At 66.2% G+C, this 25,341-nt stretch carries 21 protein-coding genes and 1 pseudogene; 19 read left to right on the top strand and 3 right to left on the bottom strand.

Features of this window, described 5'->3' with window-relative positions; all coding sequences use genetic code 11:
* Positions 1-11: 11 nt before the first annotated feature.
* From EBI04_RS06055 to EBI04_RS05990, 15 genes and pseudogenes are all read left to right on the top strand, one after another.
* Positions 12-935, top strand: a complete 924-nt coding sequence (locus EBI04_RS06055; RefSeq protein ID WP_135256717.1) for a ribose-phosphate diphosphokinase — start codon at positions 12-14, stop codon at positions 933-935.
* 87 nt (positions 936-1,022) lie between these two features.
* Complete coding sequence (locus tag EBI04_RS06050) at positions 1,023-1,643, top strand: 50S ribosomal protein L25 (RefSeq protein ID WP_135256716.1); 621 nt, start codon at positions 1,023-1,025, stop codon at positions 1,641-1,643.
* Positions 1,644-1,741: 98 nt separating this feature from the next.
* Positions 1,742-2,320 (top strand): aminoacyl-tRNA hydrolase, encoded by a 579-nt coding sequence (gene pth, locus EBI04_RS06045; protein ID WP_135256715.1) that lies wholly within the window; start codon positions 1,742-1,744, stop codon positions 2,318-2,320.
* 9 nt (positions 2,321-2,329) lie between these two features.
* Positions 2,330-3,297: pseudogene (ddl, locus tag EBI04_RS06040) on the top strand (D-alanine--D-alanine ligase).
* Between the two features lie 93 nt (positions 3,298-3,390).
* On the top strand, positions 3,391-4,194 hold the full coding sequence (locus EBI04_RS06035; RefSeq protein WP_135256714.1) for a carbohydrate deacetylase: 804 nt from the start codon (positions 3,391-3,393) through the stop codon (positions 4,192-4,194).
* Positions 4,191-5,444 (top strand): MFS transporter, encoded by a 1,254-nt coding sequence (locus tag EBI04_RS06030; RefSeq protein WP_135256713.1) that lies wholly within the window; start codon positions 4,191-4,193, stop codon positions 5,442-5,444. Before EBI04_RS06035 ends, EBI04_RS06030 begins: the two co-directional genes overlap by 4 nt.
* Positions 5,445-5,450: 6 nt before the next feature.
* Positions 5,451-7,178, top strand: coding sequence for a glycoside hydrolase family 2 protein (locus tag EBI04_RS06025; RefSeq protein ID WP_135256712.1), 1,728 nt, complete (start codon positions 5,451-5,453; stop codon positions 7,176-7,178).
* A 24-nt stretch (positions 7,179-7,202) separates the two neighbouring features.
* A complete protein-coding gene (locus EBI04_RS06020) occupies positions 7,203-9,572 on the top strand; it encodes a glycoside hydrolase family 31 protein (RefSeq protein ID WP_240695397.1) in 2,370 nt (789 codons plus the stop codon).
* Positions 9,569-11,650 (top strand): glycoside hydrolase family 2 TIM barrel-domain containing protein, encoded by a 2,082-nt coding sequence (locus EBI04_RS06015; RefSeq protein WP_135256711.1) that lies wholly within the window; start codon positions 9,569-9,571, stop codon positions 11,648-11,650. The genes EBI04_RS06020 and EBI04_RS06015 overlap by 4 nt, the downstream gene beginning before the upstream one ends.
* The gene (locus EBI04_RS13480) at positions 11,647-11,799 is read left to right on the top strand and encodes a hypothetical protein (RefSeq protein WP_167481898.1); all 153 of its coding nucleotides are present in this window, start codon (positions 11,647-11,649) and stop codon (positions 11,797-11,799) included. The genes EBI04_RS06015 and EBI04_RS13480 overlap by 4 nt, the downstream gene beginning before the upstream one ends.
* Before the next feature lies 1 nt (position 11,800).
* A complete protein-coding gene (locus EBI04_RS06010; RefSeq protein ID WP_240695396.1) occupies positions 11,801-12,031 on the top strand; it encodes a hypothetical protein in 231 nt (76 codons plus the stop codon).
* A 14-nt stretch (positions 12,032-12,045) separates the two neighbouring features.
* Positions 12,046-13,494, top strand: coding sequence for a glycoside hydrolase family 36 protein (locus EBI04_RS06005; RefSeq protein WP_167481897.1), 1,449 nt, complete (start codon positions 12,046-12,048; stop codon positions 13,492-13,494).
* On the top strand, positions 13,478-14,548 hold the full coding sequence (galT, locus tag EBI04_RS06000) for a galactose-1-phosphate uridylyltransferase (RefSeq protein WP_135256710.1): 1,071 nt from the start codon (positions 13,478-13,480) through the stop codon (positions 14,546-14,548). The genes EBI04_RS06005 and galT overlap by 17 nt, the downstream gene beginning before the upstream one ends.
* Positions 14,545-16,035: a glycerol kinase GlpK gene (gene glpK, locus EBI04_RS05995; RefSeq protein ID WP_135256709.1), complete on the top strand. Its 1,491-nt coding sequence runs from the start codon at positions 14,545-14,547 to the stop codon at positions 16,033-16,035. Before galT ends, glpK begins: the two co-directional genes overlap by 4 nt.
* Positions 16,032-17,570, top strand: a complete 1,539-nt coding sequence (locus EBI04_RS05990) for an FAD-dependent oxidoreductase (protein ID WP_135256708.1) — start codon at positions 16,032-16,034, stop codon at positions 17,568-17,570. The genes glpK and EBI04_RS05990 overlap by 4 nt, the downstream gene beginning before the upstream one ends.
* Here the strand turns inward: EBI04_RS05990 and ftsH are convergent.
* Positions 17,567-19,420, bottom strand: coding sequence for an ATP-dependent zinc metalloprotease FtsH (ftsH, locus tag EBI04_RS05985; RefSeq protein ID WP_135256707.1), 1,854 nt, complete (start codon positions 19,418-19,420; stop codon positions 17,567-17,569). The genes EBI04_RS05990 and ftsH overlap by 4 nt on opposite strands.
* Positions 19,421-19,493: 73 nt before the next feature.
* Here ftsH and EBI04_RS05980 point away from each other — a divergent pair, with 73 nt between their 5' ends.
* Entirely contained in the window at positions 19,494-20,846 is a 1,353-nt protein-coding gene (locus tag EBI04_RS05980; RefSeq protein WP_135256706.1) for a tetratricopeptide repeat protein, read from the top strand.
* Here the strand turns inward: EBI04_RS05980 and EBI04_RS05975 are convergent.
* Together EBI04_RS05975 and ruvB are read right to left on the bottom strand one after the other, a co-directional pair.
* Positions 20,843-21,880, bottom strand: coding sequence for a DUF4388 domain-containing protein (locus tag EBI04_RS05975; RefSeq protein WP_135256705.1), 1,038 nt, complete (start codon positions 21,878-21,880; stop codon positions 20,843-20,845). The genes EBI04_RS05980 and EBI04_RS05975 overlap by 4 nt on opposite strands.
* A gap of 3 nt (positions 21,881-21,883) precedes the next feature.
* A complete protein-coding gene (gene ruvB / locus EBI04_RS05970; protein WP_038044496.1) occupies positions 21,884-22,855 on the bottom strand; it encodes a Holliday junction branch migration DNA helicase RuvB in 972 nt (323 codons plus the stop codon).
* Positions 22,856-22,886: 31 nt separating this feature from the next.
* Here ruvB and panB point away from each other — a divergent pair, with 31 nt between their 5' ends.
* From panB to EBI04_RS05955, 3 genes are all read left to right on the top strand, one after another.
* Positions 22,887-23,672 (top strand): 3-methyl-2-oxobutanoate hydroxymethyltransferase, encoded by a 786-nt coding sequence (panB, locus tag EBI04_RS05965; RefSeq protein WP_135256704.1) that lies wholly within the window; start codon positions 22,887-22,889, stop codon positions 23,670-23,672.
* 117 nt (positions 23,673-23,789) lie between these two features.
* A complete protein-coding gene (locus EBI04_RS05960; RefSeq protein WP_135256703.1) occupies positions 23,790-24,530 on the top strand; it encodes a metal ABC transporter ATP-binding protein in 741 nt (246 codons plus the stop codon).
* The gene (locus EBI04_RS05955; protein WP_135256702.1) at positions 24,523-25,329 is read left to right on the top strand and encodes a metal ABC transporter permease; all 807 of its coding nucleotides are present in this window, start codon (positions 24,523-24,525) and stop codon (positions 25,327-25,329) included. Before EBI04_RS05960 ends, EBI04_RS05955 begins: the two co-directional genes overlap by 8 nt.
* The last annotated feature ends 12 nt before the right edge of the window (positions 25,330-25,341 follow it).

The raw sequence follows: 25,341 nt of genomic DNA, 5'->3' as shown, positions 1-25,341 counted from the left end.
GGGAGGGGCCCATGGAAATCAAGCTCTTCACGGGGAATGCCCACCCCGACCTGGCCCGGCGGGTGGCGGAGGCCCTAGGGGTTCCCTTGGGAGAGGCAGTGGTGGACCGCTTCCCCGACGGGGAGGTGAGGGTGCGTCTTTTGGAAAGCGTGCGGGGGGATGACGTCTACCTCATCCAGCCCACCAGTCCCCCGGTGAACGACCACCTGATGGAGCTCCTCCTTCTGGCGGATGCCGCCCGCCGGAGCTCTGCGGGCCGCATCAACGCCGTGATCCCCTACTTCGGTTACGCCCGTCAGGATAAGCAGACTCAGGGCCGCGAGCCCGTGAGCGCCAAGCTGGTGGCCAATCTCCTGGAAACCGTGGGAGTGCACCGGGTAATCGCCATCGATCTCCACGCTTCCCAGATCCAAGGGTTTTTTGATATCCCCGTGGATCATCTCTCGGCGGTACGCCTCTTCGCCCGTTACCTTCAGGAAAAGGGCTATACGGAAAACGGAGTGGTGGTTTCCCCGGATGCGGGCCGGGCGGAGGAGGCCAGGCGGCTTTCCGAACGCTTGGGCCTGCCCTTCGCCATGCTGGCCAAGCGCCGCCATGGTCCCAAGGAAACCTCCGTCACCTACGTGATCGGGGAGGTGGGGGGAAAGAGGCCTTTGATCATCGATGACATCGTTTCCACCGGGGGGACCATAAGGCGGGGGGTGGAGGCCCTCCTGCTGGCTGGGGCTTTGCCGGAGATGGTGGTCATGGCCACCCATCCGGTTCTGGTGGGGGAGGCCCGGGAAAACCTTTCCCATCCCGCCATCCGTGAGGTGATCTTCACCGATACCATCCCCTTGAGGGATGGAGGGTACACGGTGCTTTCCACCGCCGAGCTTTTGGCCCAGGCCATCCGGCACGTGCACACCAACCAGTCGGTGAGCGCTTTGATCTGAGGTGGCAAGAGGGCCTGGGGGTGTGATAAGCTTTCCCATAGTGTGCCCCTAGGGGGCCTTTGCCTTTTGGGAGGTTGAGGAGGAGACATGGAATACCGTTTGAAGGCCCAGTACCGGGAAGGGGAGAAGCCCGCCGTCTTGCGCCGGGCGGGGAAGCTCCCCGGCGTCATCTACAATAAGCACCTGAACCGTAAGGTCTACGTGGAGCTCGGGGAGTTCGACAAGGTCTTCCGTCAGGCTTCCATCCACCACGTGATCGTCCTGGAACTCCCCGACGGCCAGGAACTGCCCACCTTGGTGCGCCAGGTGAACCTGGACAAGCGCCGGCGCCGCCCCGAGCACGTGGACTTCTACGTGCTCTCCGACGAGCCGGTAGAGATGTACATCCCCTTGCGCTTTGTGGGCACGCCCCAGGGGGTGCGGGAGGGGGGTGTTTTGCAGGAGGTGCACCGGGACATCCTGGTGCGGGTTTCCCCAAGGAACATCCCCGAGTTCATCGAGGTGGATGTCTCGGGTCTGGGCATCGGGGATAGCCTTCACGCCGCCGACATCAAGCTTCCGGAGGGGGTTAAGCTGGCCATCTCTCCGGAGGAAACCATCGCTGCGGTGGTACCTCCCGAGGATGTGGAAAAGCTTGCGGTGGAAGCTACCGAGGCTCCTGCTGAGCCCGAGGTGATCAAGAAGGGCAAGAGGGAAGAGGAGGAGTAGCACCGCCCTGTACTTGACGGGCGGGGACCCCGGGAAGGGAATTGGCCTGTGGCGGAAGGAAGGGGGGCGTTTTCGCCCCCTTTTTGCGGAGGACAGGAATGTTCCTGGTGGTGGGCCAGGGAAACCCAGGGGAGCGGTACGCCAGGACCCGCCACAACCTGGGCTTTATGGTCCTGGACCGGCTGGGCCTGGAGTTTCGGGAGAGGGGGGAGGCCCTCCTGGCCGAGGTGGAGGTGGAGGGAGAGAAGGGATTGTTCCTCAAACCCCTCGCCTACTACAACCTGAGCGGCCAGGTGGTGGCTCCCCTGGTGCGCTTCTACAAGATCCCCCCGGAGCGCCTTCTGGTGGTCCACGATGAGATGGACCTGCCTCTGGGCCGCCTGCGCTTCAAGGCGGGGGGTAGCCCCGCGGGAAACCGGGGGGTGGCCTCCATTGCCCAGGCCCTGGGGACCGAGGCCTTTCACCGCCTGCGCTTAGGGATCGGCAAGCCCCCTTCCCGGGAGCTTGGGGCAGAGTATGTCCTTTCCCCCTTCCTTCCCGAGGAGTGGCCGGTGGTGGAGCGGGTCCTCGAGGCGGCTAAGGAAGCCGTGCTCTGCTGGGTGAAGGAAGGGCTTCCTCCCTGTGCGGGCCGCTTTAACGGCCTGGATTTTTCCCAGGGCTTGGGGGAAAAGGGCTAAGCTTTAGACATGGCCGCGCCTAAGGTCCTCCTCATGGCCGGGGGGAGAAGCCCTGAACATGAGGTTTCCCTGGTTTCCGCCCAAGGGGTTTTGGAGCACATACCTTTTCCCACCGAGCTCGCCGTGATCGCCAAGGACGGCAGATGGCTCCTTGGGGAGGAGGCTTTTGCCGCTCTTAGGGCCAAGGTGGCCCCTATTGGCCGGCACGCTTTTCCACCTCCTTTGGAATGGAGCCGGTATGACGTGTTCTTCCCCCTGCTTCACGGAAGGTGGGGGAGGACGGCACCATCCAGGGGTTCTTGGAAATCCTGGGTAAGCCCTACGTGGGGGCGGGGGTGGCGGCCAGCGCCCTTTGCATGGATAAGGACTTAAGCAAAAGGGTTCTGGCCCAGGCAGGGATTCCCGTGGTCCCCTGGGTGGCCCTTTATCCGGGGGAGCGCCCCTTTATCCCCTTTGACCCGCCCTTCTTTGTGAAGCCCGCCAACACGGGTTCCAGCATCGGCATCCGCCGGGTGGAGCATTACGCCGAGCTGGAGGAGGCCTTGGCCGAGGCTTTTGGCCACGACCAGAAGGCGGTGGTGGAGCAGGCGCTTTCGGGGGTGCGGGAGCTGGAGGTGGGTATCCTGGGGAACATCTTTGGCGAGGCGAGCCCCGTGGGGGAGGTGCGCTACCAGGCGGCCTTCTACGACTACGAAACCAAGTACACCCCGGGCCGGGCGGAGCTTTTGATCCCTGCACCCCTGGACCCCGGTACCCAGGAAACCGTGCAGGAGCTGGCCTTGAAAGCCTACAGGCTTTTGGGTATCCGGGGCATGGCCCGGGTGGACTTCTTCCTGGCGGAAGGGGAGGTCTATCTCAACGAGATCAACACCATTCCCGGCTTCACCCCCACCAGCATGTACCCCAGGCTTTTTGCTGCCGGGGGTCTACCTTACCCTGAGCTTTTAAGGCAGTTGGTGGAGCTGGCTCTGGAGTAAGGGGCTGAACCCCTCGAGGGGCTTGGCCAAGCCCCTTTTTGCTTTTTTCCTTGGGGGTGCGCTAGGATGGAATCCGAAGGGAAAGGGGGTTTTATGGACCTTCTGGAGCGGCTTGGGCTTCTTGGGCGGCGGGTCCTCCTCCTGCATCACGATGACCTGGGCCTGACCCATGCGCAAAACGGAGCCTACCAGGCCCTGGGATTTCCCACGGGGAGCGTGATGGTGCCGGGGGCCTGGGCCAGCGGGGTCAGGGGGGAGGATCTCGGGGTGCACCTGGTGCTCACCAGCGAGTGGCCTGCCCCCAGGATGCGGCCCCTCACACCCGGGGAAAGCCTTCGGGATGAGGCGGGGTATCTCCCAGCCTCCCTGGAGGTTCTTTGGCAAAATGCCCGCCTCGAGGAGGTGGAGCGGGAGCTAAAGGCCCAGATTGAGGCGGCAAAAAGGCTTTTCTCCCCCACGCACCTGGACACCCACCAGGGGGCGGTCCTCCGCCCCGACCTGGCGGAGATCTACGTGCGCCTAGCCGAGGAATACCGCCTGGTGCCCTTGATCCCGGAGAGCCTCGAGGGCCTGGGGGTCCCGCCTGTATTTTTGCCCGAACTGGAAAGGCTCATGGCTCAGGTGCCCTTCCCCAGGGTGCACTTCCTGGACCCCTATGGCCTTCCCCCGGAGGAGCGGCTTGGCTTCTACCTGGACTTGGCCAAGCTTCCCCCAGGCCTCTACTACCTGGTCCACCACAGCGCCCTCCCCACCCCTGAGGGCCGCGCCCTTCCCGACTGGCGGACGCGGGAGGCGGATTACTTTGCCCTTGCCCACCCGGAGGTGCGGCGGGTGCTTGCCGAGTTCTACCCCCTCACCTGGCGGGCCGTGCGGGAGGTCCTTTGGGGGGAGCCGTGAAAGGGTGGCGCTATGCCTCAGGGCAGCTGGGGCTCACCCTGGTTTCCGAAAGCTTCGGCACCTATCTGGCCTTCTTCTATCTGGAGAAGCTTGGCCTTTCCGCCGCCTTCTACGCCCTGGCTCGCACGGTGTATGCCTTCTGGGACGCCATCAATGACCCCCTATTCGGCCACCTCTCCGACCGCACCAAGACCCGGCTGGGCCGCAGGCGGCCCTGGCTTCTTGTGGGCGTTCCCCTCTTCCTCCTCTTCTACCTCCTGGTCTTCTGGGTGCCGGACTGGGCTCGCTCCCCTCAGGTCCTGCCCTACTACTTTGCCGCGGGCATTTTCCTTTATGAAACCATGGCCACCGTGGTCTGGACCAACTACGGGGCCCTCTTCCCGGAGATGTTCCGGGGCCTTGGCGAGAGGGCGGGAGCCGCGGCCTTGAAGCGGGGTACGGAGCTGTTTGGCCTCATTCTGGGGATTGCCGTGGCCCCCTTGGTCTACGCCCAGGTGGGGTTTCTGGGCATGGCCCTCCTCTTCGCTGGGCTTGCTCTTATGGCCTTCTTGTGGTTTTTCCCGGGCATCCAGGAGGATCCCAGGGCGGAAAGTAGCCTGGGGCTAAGGGAGTCCTTCTGGCTGGCCCTGGCCAACCGGGCCTTCTGGGTGGCGGCTTTGGTAGGGCTTCTCTTTGAGTTCGGGCGCACGGTGATCCAGACGGGGATGGCCTTTTACGCCAAGCACAGCCTGGGCCTGCTGGAAGGGGCCACCACCTTCCTCTTCGCCGCCGTCTTCTTGGTGGCCCTGCCCTCGGTCTTCCTCTGGGGCCGGCTGGCAAGGACCCTGGGGGGCAAAAGGGCCTGGCGGCTCGCCCACCTCCTCATGGGCGTGGCGGCTTTGCTCCTTTTCCTTCCCCAAAGCCTTCTTCCCGCCATCCTGGTGGGAGCCTTGGTGGGGGTAGGGTTTGCTGGGGTGCGGGTCACGGGGGAGGTGGTCATGGCCAAGGTCATTGACCTGGACGCCGAGAGGACGGGCACCCGGCGGGAAGGAGCCTACTACAGCCTGGTGGGACTTTTTGGCCGGGCCTCGGGGGCCTTGGTGGGGCTTTCCTTCGCCCTTCTTGGACCTCTTTTCGGATACGTAAGCGGGGAAAACCCCGGGCCGAACCCGGGCTTGGCCTTCCGCTTCCTGCTGGCGGTGATCCCGGGGGTGGCCATCCTGCTGGCCTACTTCCTCGCGGCCCTTTTCCCCCATGAGATCAAGGAGTAGGACCCTATGAAGCTGGACCCCAACCATCCCAGGCCCACCCTCCAGCGTCCGGGTTGGAAGAGCCTCGAGGGCCCGTGGAACTTCTCCTTGAACGAGGCCGAGGACCCCAAGAAGGTGCGCTTCGACCGTACCATCCGGGTACCCTTTCCTCCCGAGTCCCCGGGTAGCGGCGTGGGCGAGCCCTGGGTGCAGATGGCTTGGTACCAGAAGGTCCTAAGGGTAAAGCCTAGGCCTGGTCTTCGGCTTTTCCTGCGCTTTGGGGCGGTGGACTACCGGGCGGAGGTCTTTCTGAATGGGGCCCGGGTCCTGGAACACGAAGGGGGGCATACCCCCTTCGGCCTAGAGCTCACCTCCTTCCTGGGGGGGCCCTTAGAGGTCCTGGTGCGGGCGGAGGACGACCCCTCGGATCCGGAAAAGTCTAGGGGCAAGCAAGCCCTGGGGGAGCCCGAGGCCATCTTCTACCCGAGGACCACGGGGATCTGGCAGCCGGTTTGGCTGGAATGGATTCCGGAAAGCCATATCGCCTCCCTTCGCCTCCGCCCGGACCTCGAGGCCCTGGGCTTCCACCTGGAGGTCCAGGCTGTGGGGAAAGGGGATGCGGTGGAGGTGGCCCTTTTCCCGTGGGTGCGGGGGGAGGTTCCCTTTGAGGAAACGCCTTGGCTGGAAGCCCGTTTTCCCCTTGTGGGCGGGCTTGCCCGGGGGTTTTTGGGGCTTCCCCTAGAGGGAGAGGCCGGGGCTTTCCTCCGGCGCCCGGAGAATCTGGTGCTTTTCCCCTTGTGCCTCCGCCTCCTTGGGGGAAGGCGGGTTCTGGACGAGGTCTACTCCTACGGGGGCTTAAGGGAAGTTTCCGCCTGGCAAGGGGTCTTCTTCCTCAACAGGGAGCCCTACTTCCCCAAGCTGGCCCTGGACCAGGGGCTTTGGCCGGAGGGGCACTTAGCCCCGCCGGGCCTCGAGGCCTTCAGGCAGGACATCCTCTTGGCCAAGGCCCTAGGCTTTAACGGGGTGCGCAAGCACCAGAAGCTGGAGGACCCCCGCTACCTCCACCTGGCGGACCGGCTTGGGATACTGGTCTTCGCTGAGATACCAAGTTTCTTCCACTTCTCTCCCAGGGCTGCCCGGCGCTACCTGGCCGAGCTGGTGGCGGCCTTGGAGCGGGACCACAACCACCCCAGCGTGGTGGCCTGGGTCCTTTTCAACGAGAGCTGGGGCCTTTGGCCTTGGGGGCCTGAGGCTTGCTCCTTCCTCCAGGGAGTGTTTTTCCTGGCCTGCTCCCTGGACCCCATGCCTCTCTTGGTGGACAACGACGGCTTTGAGCATGGTCTCTTTTGGGACCTCTACACCGTGCACGACTACGCTCCCCCCGAGGTCCTTGCCCGCCGCTACCGCCAGCAGCCCTTTCCCCTGGCCCCCATGGGCCGGCCCCTTTCCTGGGATGCTCTTCCTGAAGGGATGCGTCCCTTCCTCTCCGAGTTCGGGGGTATAGGGCTCAAGGGCTCCACCCCGGGCTGGGGGTACCGGGAGGTGGAGGGGGAGGAGGCCTTCTTGCAGGGGGTGCTCCGTTATCTGGAGGCGGCCTGCGAAAGCCTCCTGAGCGGGTTTTGCTACACCCAGCTCTACGACACCTTTCAGGAGGAAAACGGACTTTTGGACTTCTGGCGCAGGCCCAAGGTGCTCCCGGAGAGGGTGTGGGCTTTCCTGGAGGGGTGCGAGGCCAGGCGGGTGCTTTGGGAGTAGGTTATGGGTGCACCGCGAAAGGGCTTGCTGAAGAAACTTTGGAATGCGGTGGAAATGGTGGCCCTTCTGGGCCCTGGGGTTCTCCTTTTGGCCATCCAGTACGCCAGGAAGCGGGATCGGTGGGAGCCCAAGGCCTCCTTCCTCCCATGGCAAGGGGTGGGGAAGCCCATGGGACTAAAGGCCATTCCCGGCGGGGTGAGGGTGCGTTTCCAGGAGGTGGAACTGGAAGCGGTCTTCCTGGGGGAGGACCTCCTCCGCCTCACCTGGTTTCCCGGCGAGGCGGTGCCTCCTTACGCCCTGGCGGAGGCGGGGGAAGCCTCCCCCTTTGAGCCCGAGCGCCAGGAGGGAGGCTGCCTCCTTAGAACCCCCCGTCTGGCCCTGGCGGTGGGGGAGGAAGGGTTGACCCTGTGGCATGGGGCGGGAAGGCTTCTCAGGCAGGAGGCCTACCCCGAGCGCTCGGGGAGGGCCTGGCGGCACCGGGTGCACCTGGCCCCGGAAGAGAGGGTCTTTGGCCTTGGGGAAAGGGCCTACCCCTTGGACCGCCGGGGTGGGGTCTTCCGTTTCTGGAACCAAGACCCTGGGGGAAGCTACGGCCCTGGGGAGGATCCCCTCTACCTTTCGGTGCCCCTTTGGCTTTCCTTAAAGCCCGAGGGAGGATACCTGGCTTTTTACGAGAACCCTGCGGATGGCTTTGCCGACCTGCGGGAAGGTGAGGCCCTGGTGGGCTTTCTTGGCGGAACCTTCCGCTACTACCTGATCCCCGGGCCCCTGGAGGAAGCCCTGGCCCGTTATGTGCGCCTCACCGGCCTTCCGCCCTTGCCGCCCCGCTGGGCCCTGGGCTTCCACTATGCCCGTTGGGGGCTTAAGACCCAGAAGGAGGTGGAGGAGGTGGTGGAGGGTTTCCTGAAGCGGGACCTTTCCCTGAAGGCGGTCCACCTGGACATCGATTACATGCGGGGATACAGGGTGTTCACCCTGGATGAAAAGCGCTTTCCCGACCTAGGGGGCATGGTGCGGACCTTCCGGGAAAGGGGAGTGCACACGGTGCCCATCCTGGATCCTGGGATCAAGGGAGAAAAGGGATTTTCCCCTTACGAGGAGGGCCTAAGGGAGGGGGTGTTCTGCCGTTTGCCCTCGGGGGAGGTTTTCCTGGGCCCCGTCTGGCCTGGCCTTGCTGCTTTCCCCGACTTCACCGACCCCAGGAGCCGGGCCTGGTGGGGGGAGAGGCTTAAGGGATTCTTGGACACGGAGGTTTCCGGCTTCTGGCTAGACATGAACGAGCCTGCTCTCTTCGCCGCCTGGGGGGAGCCCACCTTTCCCCGAAGTGTCCGCCATACCCTCGAGGGCCAAGGGGGGGATCACACCCTGGCCCACAACCTCTACGGCCTCCTCATGACCCGGGCCAGCTTTGAGGGATTCCGGGAACATGCCCCCCTTCGCCGGCCTTTCCTCCTCACCCGGGCGGGGTTTGCCGGGGTGCAGCGCTACGCCTGGGCTTGGACTGGGGATGTGGAGAGCACCTGGGAGGGCCTGAGGACCACCTTGCGGGCTCTCCTGGGGCTTTCCCTTTCCGGGGTGTACTTCGTGGGCTCGGACATCGGGGGTTTTAGCGGAAACCCCTCCCCCGAGCTCTATGTGCGGTGGTTCCAACTTGCCGCCTTCACCCCCTTCTTCCGCCTCCACTCCGCCCGCTGGACCAGGCGCCGGGAGCCCTGGCGCTTTGGGGAGGAGGTCTTGGAGGGGGTGCGCTGGGCTATGAAGCTTAGGGAAAGACTTCTTCCTTACCTCTACACCTTGGCCTATCGGGCGGGCCGGGAGGGGCTTCCCCTCCTTTGGCCCCTTTTCCTGCAAGGGGGCCAGCCCGGTGGGGCAGACCTCGAGGAGGCCTTCTTGTTGGGAAGGGACCTCCTGGTGGCCCCGGTTCTGGAGGAAGGGGCCAGGGCTAAGGAGGTGCCCTTGCCCAAGGGCGGGTGGTACCCCTGGGAGGAGGATGGAGTCCTGGAGGGCCCCGCCCGGGTGCAGCTTCCGGCTCCCCTAAAGCGGATTCCCCTTTTGGTGCGGGCCGGGTCCATCCTGCCCCTCTTGGAGGAAGGGGGCCTTGCCCTGCACCTTTACCCGGGGGAAGGCGGTGCGGAAGGCCGCCTGTATTGGGATGAGGGGGACGGGGAGGGGCCTTATCGGCTGGATCGGTTCCGCCTACTTCCAGCGGAGGGGGGCTACCGCCTCCTTTGGGAATGGGAGGGGGGGTACCCCTGGCCCTGGGAGGGAGTGAGCATCCGGTTTTGGGGGAGAAGGCTTTGGGGGGCCCGGGTGGAGGGGAAGGTCTACCCGTCCCAGGGAGGGCGGGTTTTCCTGCCTCCTTTCCGGGAGGCCCTGTTGGAGGTGGAGGGATGAGGTGGGAAAGAGCTTGGTTTTTGGCCCATGAAGCGAGGACCCCGGCGGAACTACCCCAGGAGGGCTGGCGGGAGGTGGCCCTTCCCCACCAGTGGAGCCTGGGTGAGTCCGTGGGGCCGGAGGGCGCACGCCTGGAGGGCCTGGAGGCGGAGGTGGGCTGGTACCGCTTCTCCCTTCCCGAGGGAGGGCCTAGGCGCTTCCTCCGCTCCTTGGGGGACTATTACCAGGAGGCCTGGCTGGATGGCACCTGTCTGGGACGGCACGAGGGGTACTTCTTCCCCTGGCTTCTGGAGCTTCCCCCTGGGCGGGAGCTTCTCCTTAGGGTTTCCGCCCCCAAGGAGCCCCTGGGGGTCTGGCCCCGGTTCAAGCGTCAGATCAAGGGGGTCTTTGGGCAGCACGACTGCCGCCCCGGGGGGACCACGGAACGGGGCCAGGAGCGGGGAACGGGGGGCCTGTGGGGCGGGGTGGAGGTCTGGATGCGGGAGGAGGTGGCTCTTCTCGCCCTCACCCACCGCCTCCTTCCCCGGCCCGGGGGGTGGCGGCTATGGGTGCGCCTTCTGGTGGATGCCCCCAGGTCCTTCCGCGAGGAGGTGGCCCTCAGGATCCTCCCCGAGAACTTCTCTGGGGAGGCCCTGGAGCGGAGGCTGGTCCTGGAGGGGGAAGGGGGACGGGGCTGGCAGGAGGTGGTCTGGGACCTGCCCGGGATGCCCCTGTGGGAGGTGTGGGAACGGGGGTTCCCCCATCTCTTCCGCCTGGAGGCGGAGCTTCTGGGGGCAAGCCTAAGGGCTCCTCTTGGCTTCCGCACCGTGGAGCTGGACGGGGAAGGGTGGCTTCTTCTAAACGGCAAGAGGCTTTTCCTGAGGGGGACCAACATCATCCCCACCCAGTGGCTTGCCGGCTACGGCGAGGCCCTGGCCCGGAAGGACGTGGCCCTCCTCAAGGAGGCCAATCTGAACGCGGTGCGGGTCCACGCTCACGTGACCCACCCAGCTTTCTATCAGGCCTGCAACCAGGAGGGGATCCTGGTCTGGCAGGACTTCCCCTTGCAGTGGGGGTACGCCCCCGACGAGGCCTTTGCCCAGGAGGCCTTGCGCCAGGCAAGGGCCATGGTGGAGGTGCTGGGGGCCCATCCCTCCCTTTACCTCTGGTGCGCCCAGAACGAGCCCACCCACAACCGCCATACCTTAGGCCCTCTCTTGGCCGCTGCCCTCAGGGCCGAAGACCCCACCCGCCCGGTGAAGGAGGCCTCGGATTTCCGCGAGCACCCCTACCCTGGGTGGTACTGGGGGCACCTGCGGGACTTCCTGGCCCTCCCCGGGGCCCCCCTTCCTTCCGAGTTCGGGGCCCAGGCTCTGCCCCGGGCGGAGCTCTTGCGCCGGGTCCTGGGGGAGGCGGCCTGGCCCCCCAGGTGGGAGGTCTACGCCTACCATAACTTCCAGCCCCACGAGACCTTCCGGGTGGCGGGGGTGGAGGTGGGGGGGTCCCTGGAGGAGTTTGTGGAGAACTCCCAGGCCTACCAGGCAAGGCTTTTGGAGTTCGCCATCCACGCCTACCGGCGGGGCAAGGGGCGGGTGGTGGGCTACTTTCAGTTCATGTTCGTGGAGCCCTGGGAGGGGATCACCTGGGCGGTGGTGGACGTGGAGCGGGTGCCCAAGAAGGGCTACTACGCCCTGAAGGAGGCCAGCAGCCCGGTTCTCCTCTCCTTGGTTCCCTACCGGGAAAGGATGGAGGTGGGAGGGCCTCCCCTGCAGGAGGCCTGGCTCATAAGCGACCTGGACCGGCCCCTGAGGCTTAGGGTGCGCCTTTGGTTGGAGGGCCCGGGTGGCCTTCCCCTTGTTGAGGAGGAGGTGGCCCTGGCCCCAGGGGAGGCCCGGCGGTTTTTCAGCCTGGGAGAGCTTTGGGAAAGCTCCCTCGAGGCCCAGGCCCGTTACCTTCCCCTCCAGGAGGCCTTGAGGCGGCTTCCCCCTGGTACCTACCGCCTGGTGGGGGAAGCCTACGAGGGAGAAAGGCTTTGGTCCCGACATGTCCTCGAGGTGGAGTACCTGGAGCCTATCCTGCCCCTGGGGGTGGCCTGGTGATCCCGGCCCCTATCGCCTATGCCCTGGGGGCTTTGGGCCTGACCCTGCCGGGCCAGACCTTCGGCACCTACCTGGCCTTTTACTACCTGGACCACCTGGGCCTGGCCGCCGGCGCCTTTGCCTTGGCCCGCTTGGTCTTTTCCGTATAGCGTGTACGGCTTCATCAACCGCCTTTCCGGACCCCTGCAGGCTCTTTCCTTTGCCCTCCTCACCCCCCTCTTCGGCTACGTGAGCGGGGAGGTGCCGGGCCCACGCCCCGAGGCTGCCTTCCGCTTCCTTATGGCGGGTCCACCCTTTTTGGCTACGCTTTTGGCCCTAGCCTTAGCCTTTCGCTTCCCTTACGGAGCGAAGGGTAAAATGCCGGGGGCAGGAAGCTCCTAGGGGGGATGTGGGGCATGCGGCTGGAGTTCTCGGATCCTCTTCGGGAAAGCCGCCTCGAGGTGCCGGTCCTGGGGGAGGTCTTTGGGCCTGTTCCCGGGGGTTACCTCCTGAGGGGCCGGGAGGTGCGGGTCTTTGCTCCCTTTGTCTCGGAGCGCTTCTTCCGCCACGGCTGGCAGAGCTGGAGCCTCACCACCTGGGTGGACCTAAACTTTCCCCCGAAGCCCCTTTTCCCCGAGGCCCGTAGGCCTCAGGCTGACGACCCCTTCCTCCTAGAGGCGGGGGCCTGGTGGGGGAGCGGCCTGGGGGCCCTGCGCTTTCCCGGGGGGGAGGTCCTCCTCCTGGGGACCCTGGACCTGGGGGCCAGGGTTTTGGGCCGGGACGACCTCCTCTTGGGCCGGTACGCCTCTGGGGAGGGGCGCTGGTTTTTGGCCTACGGTCCAGAGGCGGAGGTCTTCGCCGCCTACGCCCGCCTCCTTCCCAGGCGGCTTTCTAAAGGACCCCCCAGGCTGTGGTGCTCCTGGTATAGCTTCTACAACCGGATCCACGAGGCCTTGCTCCTCGAGGTGCTGGAGGAAGTGGCCGGGCTTCCCTTTGAGGTCTTCCAGATCGACGACGGCTGGCAGCGGGCCCTCGGGGACTGGGAACCCAACGGGCGCTTCCCCCGGGGGATGGCCTTTTTGGCGGAGAGGATCCGGGAAAAGGGCTTCAGGGCGGGGTTATGGCTGGCTCCCTTTTTGGTGACGCCGGATAGCCCCCTAGTGCGGGCCTACCCCGAGTGGATCCTGCGGGACGGGGAGGGAAGGCCCATCCCCGCGGGCTTCAACTGGGGGAAGCCCCTATACGCCCTGGATTCGGGCAACGAGGAGGTTTTGGACCATGTGGCGGGCTTGGTGCGCGAGGTGCGGGCCTGGGGGTACGACTACCTGAAGCTGGATTTCCTCTACGCTGCCGCTTTACCCGGGGCCGAGGGGGAGGTGCGGTACCGTAAGGCCATGGAGCGGATCCGCGAGGAGGCAGGGGAGGCCTACCTTCTCTTCTGCGGCGCTCCCGTCCTGGCCTCCTTGGGGCTTGCCGATGGCCTCAGGGTGGGTCCGGACGTGGCCCCCTACTGGGACAACGAGGACCGCTCCTACTGGCTACAGGACCCCACGGGCCCGGGGCTAAGGAATGCCCTCCGCACCACCCTCCACCGCTTGTGGCTTGGGGAAAACGTCCAGGTGGACCCGGACGTGGCCTTCTTTCGGAGCCGTTTCTCCCTGCTGTTCCCAGAGGAGATGCGGCTGCAGGAGGCCATGGGGGAGATCACGGGCTTCAAGGCTACCTCCGACCCGCCCTCCTGGCTTTCCCCGGAGGAAAGGGAAAGGCTTTGGGCCTACCTGAGCCGGGATAAGGAGGTGGAGCCCCTTGGCCCCTACCGTTTCCGGGTGGGGGAGGAGGTTTTGGACTATGCCTTCCTTTTATAAGCACGTGCATCGCAAGAGGGACGGGCGAGAGCTGATTCTTTACCGGCTTCATCCCCTCGAGGTAGAGGTCTTGCCCGTGGCCGAGGAGCCCTCCGTACCGGAGGGGGCGAGGTCCATCTCCCCAAGCCCGCACCTCCGCTACCACCCCTTGCGGGGGGAGTGGGTGGTCTACGCCGCCCACCGCCAGGAGCGCACCTTCTTGCCTCCCCAGGAGCACTGCCCCTTGTGCCCCAGCCGGGAAGGGGGTTTCCCCACGGAGATCCCCTTTGCCCAATTTCAGGTGGCGGTCTTTGAGAATCGGTTTCCCTCCCTGGTGCCACGCCCCACCCCTCCCCCGGAAGGACTTCCCGTTCCTGCGGAGAGGGCCTTGGGCCGGTGCGAGGTGGTGGTTTATACCCCAAGCCACACGGGAAGCCTGGCCACCCTCCCGGAGGAGGAAAGGCTTCTCCTCGCCTGGGTTTGGCGGGAGCGGTACCAGGCCCTCTACGCCCTCGAGGGGATCCGGTTCGTTATGCCCTTCGAGAACCGGGGGGAGGCGGTGGGGGTGACCCTCCACCATCCCCACGGGCAGGTCTACGCCTACCCCTTCGTGCCCCCCATCCTGGAGCGAGAAAGCCAGGCCTTTAGGGAAAGGCCCGTGCTCCTGGAGCTTTTCCCCCACCTGGAGCCCTACCGGGTGGACGAGGAGGAGGGTTTCCTGGCCTTCGTGCCCCCCTTCGCCCGTTACCCTTACGAGGTTTGGGTGGCCCCTTGGGAGCGCCACCCGGGGCCCTGGACCTTTTCCGAAGGGGAGATGGCCGCCTTCGCCCGGCTTCTGGGCCGGGTGGTGGCCCGCTACGACGCCCTTTTCGGGGAGCCCTTCCCCTACGTGATGGTCTTCCACGCCGCCCCCTTGGGGGAGGAGCGCACCTTTCACTTCCACGTGGAGTTCTATCCCCCTAAAAGGGCCAAGGATAAACTCAAGTTCCTGGCGGGCACGGAGCTTGGGGCGGGCACCTTCGTGGTGGACGCCCTGCCGGAGGAGACCGCCCAAAGCTTACGGGAGGTCCTATGAGATACCTCCTCGCCTTGGACCAAGGCACCACCAGCAGCCGGGCCCTCCTCTTCAGCCTGGAGGGGAGGCCTGTGGCCATGGCCCAGAGGGAGTTCCGCCAGCTCTACCCGAGGCCGGGCTGGGTGGAGCACGATCCCCTGGAGATCTGGGAAAGCCAGCTTGGGGTGGCCCAGGAGGTCCTCCAGAGGGCGGGGGTGGAGGCCCGGGAGGTGGTGGCCCTGGGCCTCACCAACCAGCGGGAGACCACCCTCGTGTTTGAAAGGGGCACGGGGAAGCCTCTCTATGACGCCATTGTCTGGCAGGATAGGCGCACGGCCTCCCTCTGCCAGGAGCTCAAGGCCCAGGGCTTGGAGCCCCTCTTCCGGGAGCGCACCGGGCTTCTTTTGGACCCCTACTTCTCCGGCACCAAGCTCCGCTGGCTCCTGGAGAACGTCCCTGGGCTAAAGGAAAAGGCTGAGCGGGGCGAGGCCCTCTTTGGCACCGTGGACACCTGGCTCCTCTACCGCCTCACTGGGGGAAGGGTGCACGCCACGGATCCCTCCAACGCCAGCCGCACCCTGCTTTTTAACCTGCACACCCTCTCCTGGGACGAGGAGCTTTTGGGGATTCTGGGGATCCCCCCGGCCATGCTGCCCGAGGTGCGCCCCTCGGATGGGGAGTTTGGGGCGACCCTCCCGGAGCTCTTCGGGGCCCCCATCCCCATCCGCGGGGTGCTGGGGGACCAGCAGGCGGCCCTCTTCGGCCAGGCGGCCTTGGCGGCGGGCCAGGGGAAGTGCACCTACGGGACTGGGGCCTTTCTGCTCCTGAACACGGGAAAGCGGCCCGTCCCTTCCCCGAAGGGCCTCCTCAGCACCGTGGCCTGGAGCGTAAGGGGCCAAGCCAGCTACGCCCTGGAGGGGAGCGTCTTCATGGCGGGGGCGGTGGTGGGGTGGCTAAGGGACGGTCTGGGGCTCATTCGGGAGAGCGGCGAGGTGGAGGCGTTGGCCCGGGAGGTGGCGGATAGTGGGGGCGTGTACCTGGTCCCGGCCTTCACCGGCCTGGGGGCCCCCTACTGGGACCCCTACGCCCGGGGGGCCATTCTGGGCCTCACCCGGGGGACCACCAGGGCCCACCTGGCCCGGGCGGCCCTGGAGGGGGTGGCCTTCCAGGTAGTGGACGTGGTGGCCCTCATGGAGGAGGCGGGGGTTTCCCTGGCCGAACTCCGGGTGGACGGGGGGATGGCCGGGAACCATCTCTTCCTGCAGATCCAGGCGGACCTCCTGGGGGTGCCGGTCCTGAGACCTAGGGTCACGGAGACCACCGCCCTGGGGGCGGCCCTGATGGCGGGGGTGGGGGCGGGAGCCTTGGACCTAGAGGGGGTGAAGAGGGCCTGGATCCTGGAGGCTTCCTTTCCTCCCCGTATGTCCCTGGAACGGCGGCAGGCCCTGCACCAAGGGTGGCGGCGGGCGGTGGAGCGGACTTTGGGCTGGGCGAGGGAGGAGGGATGACCCCAAGCCGGGAGGAGCTCTGGGAACGCCTTAAGGAGCCCCTGGACCTCCTGGTGATCGGGGGCGGGGCCACGGGGGCCGGGGTGTTGTGGGAGGCCACCTTAAGGGGCCTAAGGGCGGCCTTGGTGGAGGCGGGGGACTTCGGGGCGGGGACCAGCAGCCGCTCCACCAAGCTCCTCCACGGGGGGGTGCGCTACCTGGAGCTGGCGGTGCGGCACCGGGACCCCAGGCAGCTTCGCCTGGTGCGGGACGCCCTTAAGGAGAGGAGGGTGGTGATGGAGCTCGCCCCCCACCTGGCCAGGCCCTTAACCCTTCTCACCCCCCTCTTCCGCCCCCTGGAGATCCCCTACTATGGGCTCGGCCTCAAGCTCTACGACCTGTTGGCGGGAAGGAGGCGACTGGCCCCAAGCCGCTACGCTCCTCCCAAGGAGGTGCAGACCCTCTTCCCCGGCCTTCCCCCCACCCTGGGGGGCATCCTCTACCAGGATGGGCAGTTCGCCGACTACCGCCTGAACCTGGCCCTCATCCTCTCCGCTATCGGGCGGGGGGCGGTGGCCCTGAACCACGCCGAGGCCACGGGTTTCCTCCTGAAGGGGGGAAGGGTAAGGGGGGCGGTGGTGCGGGACCGGCTCACGGGGAAGGAGGTGGAGGTCTACGCCAAGGCGGTGGTGAACGCCACCGGCCCCCAGGCGGACCGGGTGCGCCACCTCCTCGACCCCCATCTTCCCCCCCTCCTCACCCCTTCCAACGGGACCCACTTGGTCCTGGACTACCCCTTGCGGGTGGGCCTCCTCCTGCCCCGGACCCGGGACAGCCGGGTCCTCTTCCTCCTGCCTTGGCAGGGCCGGGCCCTTCTGGGCACCACCGACCTCCCCGCTGAGGCCACCGCCTGCCCCCTGCCCCGGGAGGAGGAGGTGGCCTACCTCCTGGAGGAGGTAAGGCCCTACCTGGGGGATCTCTCGGGCCGGGTCCTGGCCGCCTGGGCGGGCCTGAGGCCCCTGGTGGGGAAGGGGGAGACGAGGCTTTTGGTGCGGGACCACCTCATCCTGGAGGAACAGGGCCTTTACACCCTCACCGGGGGCAAGTGGACCACCTTCCGCCTCATGGCCCTGGACCTCCTGGAGCGCCTGGCAAAAGACCTCTCCCTGCCCCTTCCCCCCTCGGAGAGCCACCGCACCCCCCTCCTGGGGGCAGGGCCCAGGCCTCCCCTGCCCCTGCCGGAGGGGGTGGCCGAACACCTCTACGCCCACTACGGCACCCTGGCCCTCCAGGTGGCCGCCCTGGGGGATAGGCCCCTTCTCCCCGGGCTTCCCTACCTGGAGGGGGAGGTGGTGTGGGCGGTGAGGGAGGAACTTGCCCAAAAGCCCCTGGACGTGCTGGCCCGCAGGATGGGCCTGGCCCTACTGGACCGGAAGCGGGCGGAGGAAGCCCTGCCCCGGGTGGGGGACCTCATGGCCCCTCTCCTGGGCTGGGGGGAGGAAAGGAAACAGGCCCTTCTCTTGGAGGCTGAAAAGGCTCTTGCCGGTCTTTGCTAGGCGCTTTCCTCCGAGGCCCTTTGCACCGCCTGGGTTTCCTTGAGGATGGCCCGCACCCGCTCCCCGGGGATGGTTTCCTCCCTAAGGAGTTCCTCGGCGATCTTGTGCATGGCGGGGGCGTGCTCCATGAGGACCTGGCGGGCCTTGGCGTAGGCTTCGTCCAGGACCTTGCGGATGTCCTGGTCGATGAGGCGGGCGGTTTCCTCGGAGTGGTCTTTCTTCTTGGCGATCTCCTCACCCAGGAAGATGGGGCCGGAGTCCGAACCCCAGGCGATGTTCCGGAAGTGCTCCCCCATACCCCAGTCCAGGACCATGCGTTTGGCGATCTGGGTCGCCCGTTTGAAGTCGTCCTGGGCCCCGGTGGTCACGGTGCCGGTGAAGAGTTCCTCCGCCACCCGGCCTGCCATGAGGACGGCCAGTTCGTCCATGAGGTGGTCCTTGGAAACCAAAACCCTTTCCTCCGGTTTGCTCCAGCGGGCACCCAAGGCCATGCCCCGGGGGACGATGGAGACCTTCTCGGTTTTGTCCGCGTGGGGCAGAACCTCGCCCACCACCGCATGCCCGGCCTCGTGGTAAGCCACGGCCCTCTTCTCCTCCTCGGAAAGCTTAAGGGCAGGCCGCTCGAGGCCCAGGACGATCTTGTCCAGGGCCTTCAGGAAGTGCTCCTTGCGGATTTTCTTGGCACCATCCCGGGCCGCCAGCAGGGCTGCTTCGTTGACCAGGTTCTTCAGGTCGGCTCCGGAGAAGCCCGGGGTGAGGTGGGCCAGCTCTAGGGCATCCACTTCCTCGGCGATGGGTTTACCCCGCATGTGCACCAGGAGGATATCCCGGCGCTCTTCCAGGGTGGGAAGGCCCACCACCACCTGGCGGTCAAAGCGCCCGGGGCGCAGCAGGGCGGGGTCCAGGATGTCCGGGCGGTTGGTGGCGGCCAGAACAATTACCGAGGTGTCCTTTTCAAAGCCGTCCATCTCGGAAAGGATCTGGTTCAGGGTCTGCTCTCGCTCGTCATGGCCGCCCCCGATGCCTGCCCCCCGTTTGCGGCCGATGGAGTCCAGCTCGTCGATGAAGATGATGCTGGGAGCGTTCCTTCGGGCGTCCTCGAAGAGGCTTCGCACCCGGCTTGCCCCCACGCCCACGAACATCTCCATGAACTCGCTGGCGGAGACGGAGAAGAAGGGTACGCCTGCTTCCCCCGCCACAGCCCGGGCCAGAAGGGTCTTGCCGGTTCCGGGAGGGCCCACCAGGAGAACTCCTTTGGGGATTTCTGCGCCCAGCTCCAGGTACTTCTTGGGGTTCTTGAGGAAGTCCACCACCTCCATGAGTTCCCGCTTGGCCTCTTCGTGGCCGGCCACGTCCTTGAAGGTGGTGTTGACCTGCTTTTCCTTCCCGTAAAGCTTGGCCCGGCTCTGTCCGAACTGCATCACCTGCCCGGCCCCACCCTGGGCCCGCATGAAGAAGAACCAGAAGAAGACGATGAGGAGGAGGGTGGGTCCCAGGTAGAGGAGGAACTGGGGCCACAAGGAGGGAGGTTTGGTGACGATCCTCACCCCGTTTTCCTCCAGAAAGCGGAGAAGCTCGGGGTCGGTCACCTGGGTCGGGGGCAAGGGCACGGCGAAGCGCCTGGCCACCTGGCTTCCTCCCTGGGGGGTGGGGAAGCGCTCGGGTTCCTTCAAGGTGCCCAGGATGCGGGTTTCCTCCAGGGTAACCTCCGCCACTTTGCCTTGGCGCACCAGGGTGCGGAACTCCGTGTAGGGAAGGGTTGGAGCTGGGGGGCCCGTGAAGGCGGTATAGGCCAGATAGCCTAGAAGGAGCAAGAAAACCAGGGTGAAGGGGTTGATCCGCTGCGGCAAGGTCTACCTCCCTGGTCCTATGGTAGCGCCTTTGCGGTGAGAGGACTGAGGGGTGTGGTATCCTTTAGCGGCAATGAAGGGGGTCCTCGAGGCCCTGCACCAGGGGGATTACGATACCGCCATTGAGCGCCTTACCCGGAAGGCCCTGTTCGGCTCCAGGGGGGAGGCTCGGGAGGCCCTTTTGCTCCTGGCGGAGGTGCACAGCCTCTACGGGGAGGAGGGGCTGGAAAAGGCCCACCGGGCCTTGGAGGAGGCCTATGAGCTTGGGGGGCTGGAGTACGACCCCCTGTACCGGGCCCTTCTGGGGGAGCTTCTGGCCCTCGAGGGCCGGGGGGAAAGGGAGGTGCTGGCCCTGTTCCTTCCCACGGAGGACCCCCGGGCCCGCTACCATCAGGCCCAGGCCCTTTTCTACCTGGGCCGGTTTGAAGAGGTTCTGAGAACGCTTAAGGAGGGGCTTCCCGCCTTTTTGGCCTGGCGGGCGGAGGGGCTTAAGGGAAGGGCCTTGGAAAGGCTCGGCCGCTACAGGGAGGCGGCTTTGGCCTACGAAAGGGGGGCGGAGCTGGCCCTGGGGTTGGAGCGCTACTGGCTCCTTTTGGATGCCGCCGCCATGTGGCTGGAGGCGGGGGAGGGGGAAAGAGCCCTTCTGGCCCTCGAGGAGGCCTCGGGAGCCGTGGGGGAGGAGCCCGTGGAGGACGCCGCCACCCGTCACTACCTTCTGGCCAGGGCCCACTTCCTTTTGGATAACCCCAACCGGGGCCTGGAGGAGGTGCAGAGGGCTTTGGCCTTGGAGGAGGAGAGCGGCCACAAGGCCTATGGCACCCCCCTTCTGCAGGGGCAGATCCTGCTCCGCCTGGGCCGTTACCCCGAGGGCATGGCGGCCTTCCAGGAAGCCTTGGCCAGGGCTGAGGGTCCGGAGAAGGGATACGTTCTTCATGAGATGGCGGTGGCGGCCTTGGACCAGGGGGCCTACCTGGAGGCGGAGGAGTACCTGGGGGCCCTTTTGCGGGAAGAGGGCTACCCCTACCGGGCCCAAGCCTTGGCGGACCTGGCCGAGGCCCTGTACCGGCAGGGGCGGTACCAGGAGGCGGAGGCAATGGCCCAAAGGGCCATGCACCAGGGGGCGGAGGCGGCAGGAGAGCTGATCCTGGGCCATATCGCTTACGACCTGATGCACCTGGAAGAAGCCCTGGCCCACTACCGGAAGGCGGCGGAGGTTTCCGAGGAGGGAAGCCGGGAGTGGGTGGGGGCCCAGGAGATGGTGGTGGACACCCTGGTCCAGCTGGGCTACCGCTCTCCTGAGGAGATTCTGGCCCGGGCGGAGGCGGTGCTGCCCCATGTCCATCCCGCCGACGAATGGCACCAGGCCCTCTTGGCCTACCGGGAGCGGGCGGAGGCCATCCTGCGGGAGGGAAGGCGGCCCAACTAGGCCCCGCCCCGCCTTAAGGGGGCCAGGGCCTTAAGCACCTCCTGGGCCTTTAAGGGTTTGGGAAGATGCAAAACCCTGAGGGGACGGAAGAGAAGCCCCGGGGGGGTTTCGCTCACCACGTACAGGGAGGCCAGTTTGCCCTCGGGGTGGGCCCGGAGTTTTCGGGCCATTTCTAAGCTCCTTTCCCCCTGGAGGATGATGGCCTTGGGCCTTTCCTTGAGAAGGCGCAGGGCCATCTCCAGGTCCAGGGCAAGCTGCACCCGGTACCGGTGGGCCTCCAGGAGGTAGAGGAGAAGCCGCCGTACCACCCCGCTTTCCGCCAGCACTAGGACCAGGGGGTCGTCGGCAAGCAGGGTGGAAGGGCGGATCAGCCCCCGGCTTTTCATCTCAAAGAGGATGTGGTAAACCTGCTCTTCCGGAAGGCCGGATAGCAGGGCCACGCTTCTCGCCCGGCGCACCCCGTCCAAGAGTTCCAACACCGTCCAGGCCTCGGGGGTGAGGGGATGGTGGGTGGGGTCCTCCACCAGGTGGAAGACCTCGTCGGGGTCCACCTGGACCTGGCGCCACTCGTCCAGGCGCCGGGCTGCTTCCAGAAGGGTGGCCTTGGTTTCCAGGGTTTCCGGCAAAGCCACCTGGCTTCCCTCCTCGAGGGGCTCGGCCAGGATCTCCCCTTCCTTCTCCCCCAGCAGGGTGGCCAGGGCCTCCAGGACCTGGGCCTCGAGGGCCTCCCTTAGCTCCTCTTCCCCGATGAGGCCCAGCTCCAGGGCCAGGGCCCCCAAGGGAGTGCCAGGGTTTTCCCGCCCCTGGCGCTCCACCAACTCCTGAACTTCCTCCAGGGAAAGGTGGCCAAGGCGCACCAGGTACTCCCCCAGGTGGGGTCCCGGCTCGGTGCGGGCGTAGAGGATGCGCCCGTGGAGGAGGTGGATCCTGCCGTAAAGGCGCCCCCGGAAGGTCACCACGGCGCTTTTGCGGTGGTCGGCCAGGACCCTCAGGAGTTCCGCCAGGTCCAGTTCTTCCAGGGTGGCCCGTACCATGGCCTAGAGAAGGGGTTCCACGGGAGGGGGATAGCCCAGGTGGCGGTAGGCCCGTTCCGTGGCCACCCGGCCCCGGGGGGTGCGCTTCAGGAGCCCCTGCTGGATGAGGTAAGGTTCGTGGACTTCTTCCAGGGTACCTGGATCCTCGGAGACGGCGGTGGCCAGGGTCTGCAGGCCCACCGGGCCGCCTCCGAAGCGCAGGATCAGGGTTTCCAGGATCTCCCGGTCCCGTTTCTCCAGGCCCAGCTCATCCAGGCCCAAGGCGTTTAGGGCTTCCAGGGTCCTTTCCTGGGTGATGGTTTCCTCCCCTGCCACCTGGGCAAAGTCCCGCACCCGCCGGAAAAGCCGTTTGGCCACGCGCATGGTGCCCCGGCTTCTTTTGGCGATCTCCAGGGCGGCCTCCTCGGTAATGGCCACCCCTAGAAGCCTCGCATCCCGCCTGACCCCTTCGGCCAGCTCCTCCAGGGAGTAGTACTCCAGGTGCTCCACGATGCCGAAGCGGCTCCGCAAGGGGGCGGTGATGAGGCCCGGGCGGGTGGTGGCCCCGATCAGGGTGAAGCGGGGAAGCTCCAGGCGGATGGTGCGGGCCGCCGGCCCCTGGCCGATGACGATGTCCATCTTGAAGTCCTCCATGGCCGGGTAGAGGTGCTCCTCCGCCTGGCGGCTTAGCCGGTGGATCTCGTCGATGAAGAGGATGTCCCCTTCCTCCAGGGAGTTGGCCAGGATGGCGGCCAGGTCGCCGGGTTTCTCTATGGCGGGCCCCGAGGTGACGCGCAGGTTCACCCCAAGCTCGTAAGCGATCACGTGGGCCAGGGTGGTCTTGCCCAGGCCAGGGGGCCCGAAGAGGAGGAGGTGCTCTAGGGGCTCCCCCCGGGCCTTGGCCGCCTCGAGGTACACCCTCAGCTTCTTCTTCAACCTCTCCTGGCCGATGTACTCGTCCAGGGTCCTGGGCCTTAGGGCGAGGTCCGGGTGCACTTCCACGCCCTTTCATGATAGCCTTATTCCCATGCGCCGGACGGTTAAGGAGTTCCGTCACGCCAAGGGCCAGAGGCTGGTGTACCTCACCGCCTACGACTACCCCACGGCCCGCCTAGCTGAGCGGGCTGGGGTGGACGCCATCCTGGTGGGGGATTCCCTGGGCATGGTGGTGCTGGGCTATTCCTCCACGGTTCCCGTGAGCCTGGAGGAGATGCTCCACCACACCAAGGCGGCCCGGCGGGGGGCCCCGGACACCTTCTTGGTGGCGGACCTGCCCTATCTTTCCTATGCCACCCTGGATCGGGCCCTTTTCGCCGCGGAACGGCTTCTGAAGGAAGGTGGGGCGGATGCGGTGAAGCTGGAGGGTGGGGAGGAGGTGGCGGAGATCGTCTTCGGGCTCAGCCGGGCGGGGGTGCCGGTCCTGGGCCACGTGGGCCTCACCCCCCAGACGGCGAGCCAGCTTGGGGGCTACAGGCTGCAGGGGAGGCGCCCCGAGGAGGCCGAGCGCATCCTAAAAGGGGCCATGGCCCTCGAGGAGGCGGGGGCTTACGGGGTGGTGCTGGAGATGGTGCCCAAGGACCTGGCCAAGGAGATTACGGAGAGGCTATCCATCCACACCGTGGGCATCGGAGCCGGCTCCCACACGGACGCCCAGATTCTGGTCTTCCACGACGTGGTGGGGCTTTACGGGGAGTTCAAGCCCCGGTTCGTGAAGCGGTATCTGGAGGGGGAAAGGCTCTTCCTCGAGGCCCTATCCCAGTACGTGCAGGAGGTGCGGGAGGGAGGGTTCCCCGCCGAGGAGCACAGCTTTTAAGCACCCCGTTGTGGCTTGGGTCAAAAGGTGGGCCCCGGTTGTTTCCAGGCTGGCCCAGGGGATCCTGGGCCGTGGTCCGGGCTTGACGAGCTATTGAAAATGGATTACTGTTATTGTGTGTTGGCCCTCGAGGTCCAAGACCTGTCCGTGCGCTTTGGGGAGTTCAGGGCCCTGGAGGGCGTAAGCCTTAGGGTACCCCAGGGGGCCTTTGTGGCCATCGTTGGCCCCAACGGGGCGGGAAAGAGTACCTTCCTGAAAGCCCTCCTGGGCCTCGTGCCCTTCCAGGGGGAGGTGCGGGTCCTGGAGCGCCCCTTGAGGGAGACGGATCCTCTGTGGTTCGGCTACGTGCCCCAGATCAAGACCTTTGACCGCTCCTTCCCGGCCCTCTCCGTGGAGTTGGTGGCCACGGGCCTCAGGCGGCGCTGGCCCTTTCGCCTGACCTCCCAGGAGAGGGAGGAGGCCCTTTCCGCCTTGGAACGGGTAGGGGCGGAGGACCTTGCCTTCCGCCCCTTGGGCCGGCTTTCCGGGGGGCAGCTCCAGCGGGTCTATCTGGCCCGGGCCCTCATCCGCAAGCCGAGGATCCTCCTTCTGGACGAGCCCGCCACCGGGGTGGACCGGGTAGGGGAGGTGGACCTTTACCGGTATCTGGAGGCCTACCAGCAGGAGTCTGGGGCCACAGTGCTCATGATCACCCACGACTGGGAGGCTGCCCACCACGCCAGCCATGTCCTGGTGATGAACCGCAGGGTGGTGGGGTTTGGTCCGCCGGAGCGGGCCCTCACCGAGGAGTGCCTCCGCCAGGCCTTCGGCCACCTGGGCCACGCCCACGGGCTTTTCGTGGAGGGAAGCCGTGCTTGAAGCCCTCGCTTACCCCTTCTTTCAGCGGGCCCTCTTGGCGGGGCTTTTGGTGAGCCTCCTCTCCGGGCTCCTCTCCCCCTTCGTGGTGCAAAGACGGCTTTCTTTCCTGGGGGATGGGCTTGCCCATGCCGCCTTCGCTGGGGTGGCCCTGGGGCTTTTCCTAGAGGGGGAGCCGCTTTACTTCGCCCTTCCCTTCACCTTCCTGGTGGCCATGGCCATCACCTTCGTCAAGGAGCGGACCGAGCTTTCCGAGGACACGGCCATCGGGGTCCTCTTCGCCCTCTCCGTGGCCCTGGGGGCGGTCTTCCTTTCCAAGGCCAAGGGCTACGTGGGGGACGCCATGAGCTACCTCTTCGGCTCCCTTTTGGCGGTGGGGCCTGCGGACCTTTGGGCCATGGCCCTCCTCCTCTTCCTGGCCCTCTTCCTCCTTCCCCTGTGGGGGCCCTTGGCCTACGCCACCTTTGACCGGGAACTGGCCCTTTCCGACCGGGTGCCGGTGGTTTTTCACGACTACCTCCTTTCCGGCTTCATCGCCGTGAGCCTGGTGCTGGCGGTGAAGGTGGTGGGGATCATTTTGGTGGCGGCCTTTTTGGTGATCCCCGGGGCGTCGGCCAGGCTCTTGAGCCGAACCTTTTCCGGGCTCACCCTTCTTTCCCTCCTCCTGGCCTCCCTTTCCACGGTGCTCGGCCTCTTCCTTTCTTTCCTTCTGGACTGGCCCAGCGGGGCCAGCATCGTGCTTCTGCAGGCGGCCCTGTTCGGCCTTACCTTCGTGAAATCCGCATTTTCCGTGGGGAAATAAAGCCTTTGCGCT

The sequence above is a fragment of the Thermus caldilimi genome, assembly GCF_004684245.1.
GTDB classification, from domain to species: Bacteria; Deinococcota; Deinococci; order Deinococcales; family Thermaceae; genus Thermus; species Thermus caldilimi.
This window is presented reverse-complemented; position numbering and strand designations above follow the sequence as displayed.

Bases quoted from the DNA above. Each gene is read 5' to 3' on its own strand.
- EBI04_RS06005 (WP_167481897.1), top strand. From the start codon at position 12,046: ATGCGGCTGGAGTTCTCGGATCCTCTTCGGGAAAGCCGCCTCGAGGTG.
- EBI04_RS05980 (WP_135256706.1), top strand. From the start codon at position 19,494: ATGAAGGGGGTCCTCGAGGCCCTGCACCAGGGGGATTACGATACCGCC.
- EBI04_RS05990 (WP_135256708.1), top strand. From the start codon at position 16,032: ATGACCCCAAGCCGGGAGGAGCTCTGGGAACGCCTTAAGGAGCCCCTG.
- glpK (WP_135256709.1), top strand. From the start codon at position 14,545: ATGAGATACCTCCTCGCCTTGGACCAAGGCACCACCAGCAGCCGGGCC.
- EBI04_RS06025 (WP_135256712.1), top strand. From the start codon at position 5,451: ATGAAGCTGGACCCCAACCATCCCAGGCCCACCCTCCAGCGTCCGGGT.
- EBI04_RS06035 (WP_135256714.1), top strand. From the start codon at position 3,391: ATGGACCTTCTGGAGCGGCTTGGGCTTCTTGGGCGGCGGGTCCTCCTC.
- panB (WP_135256704.1), top strand. From the start codon at position 22,887: ATGCGCCGGACGGTTAAGGAGTTCCGTCACGCCAAGGGCCAGAGGCTG.
- galT (WP_135256710.1), top strand. From the start codon at position 13,478: ATGCCTTCCTTTTATAAGCACGTGCATCGCAAGAGGGACGGGCGAGAG.
- EBI04_RS05975 (WP_135256705.1), bottom strand. From the start codon at position 21,880: ATGGTACGGGCCACCCTGGAAGAACTGGACCTGGCGGAACTCCTGAGG.
- pth (WP_135256715.1), top strand. From the start codon at position 1,742: ATGTTCCTGGTGGTGGGCCAGGGAAACCCAGGGGAGCGGTACGCCAGG.
- EBI04_RS06015 (WP_135256711.1), top strand. From the start codon at position 9,569: ATGAGGTGGGAAAGAGCTTGGTTTTTGGCCCATGAAGCGAGGACCCCG.
- EBI04_RS06050 (WP_135256716.1), top strand. From the start codon at position 1,023: ATGGAATACCGTTTGAAGGCCCAGTACCGGGAAGGGGAGAAGCCCGCC.
- EBI04_RS06055 (WP_135256717.1), top strand. From the start codon at position 12: ATGGAAATCAAGCTCTTCACGGGGAATGCCCACCCCGACCTGGCCCGG.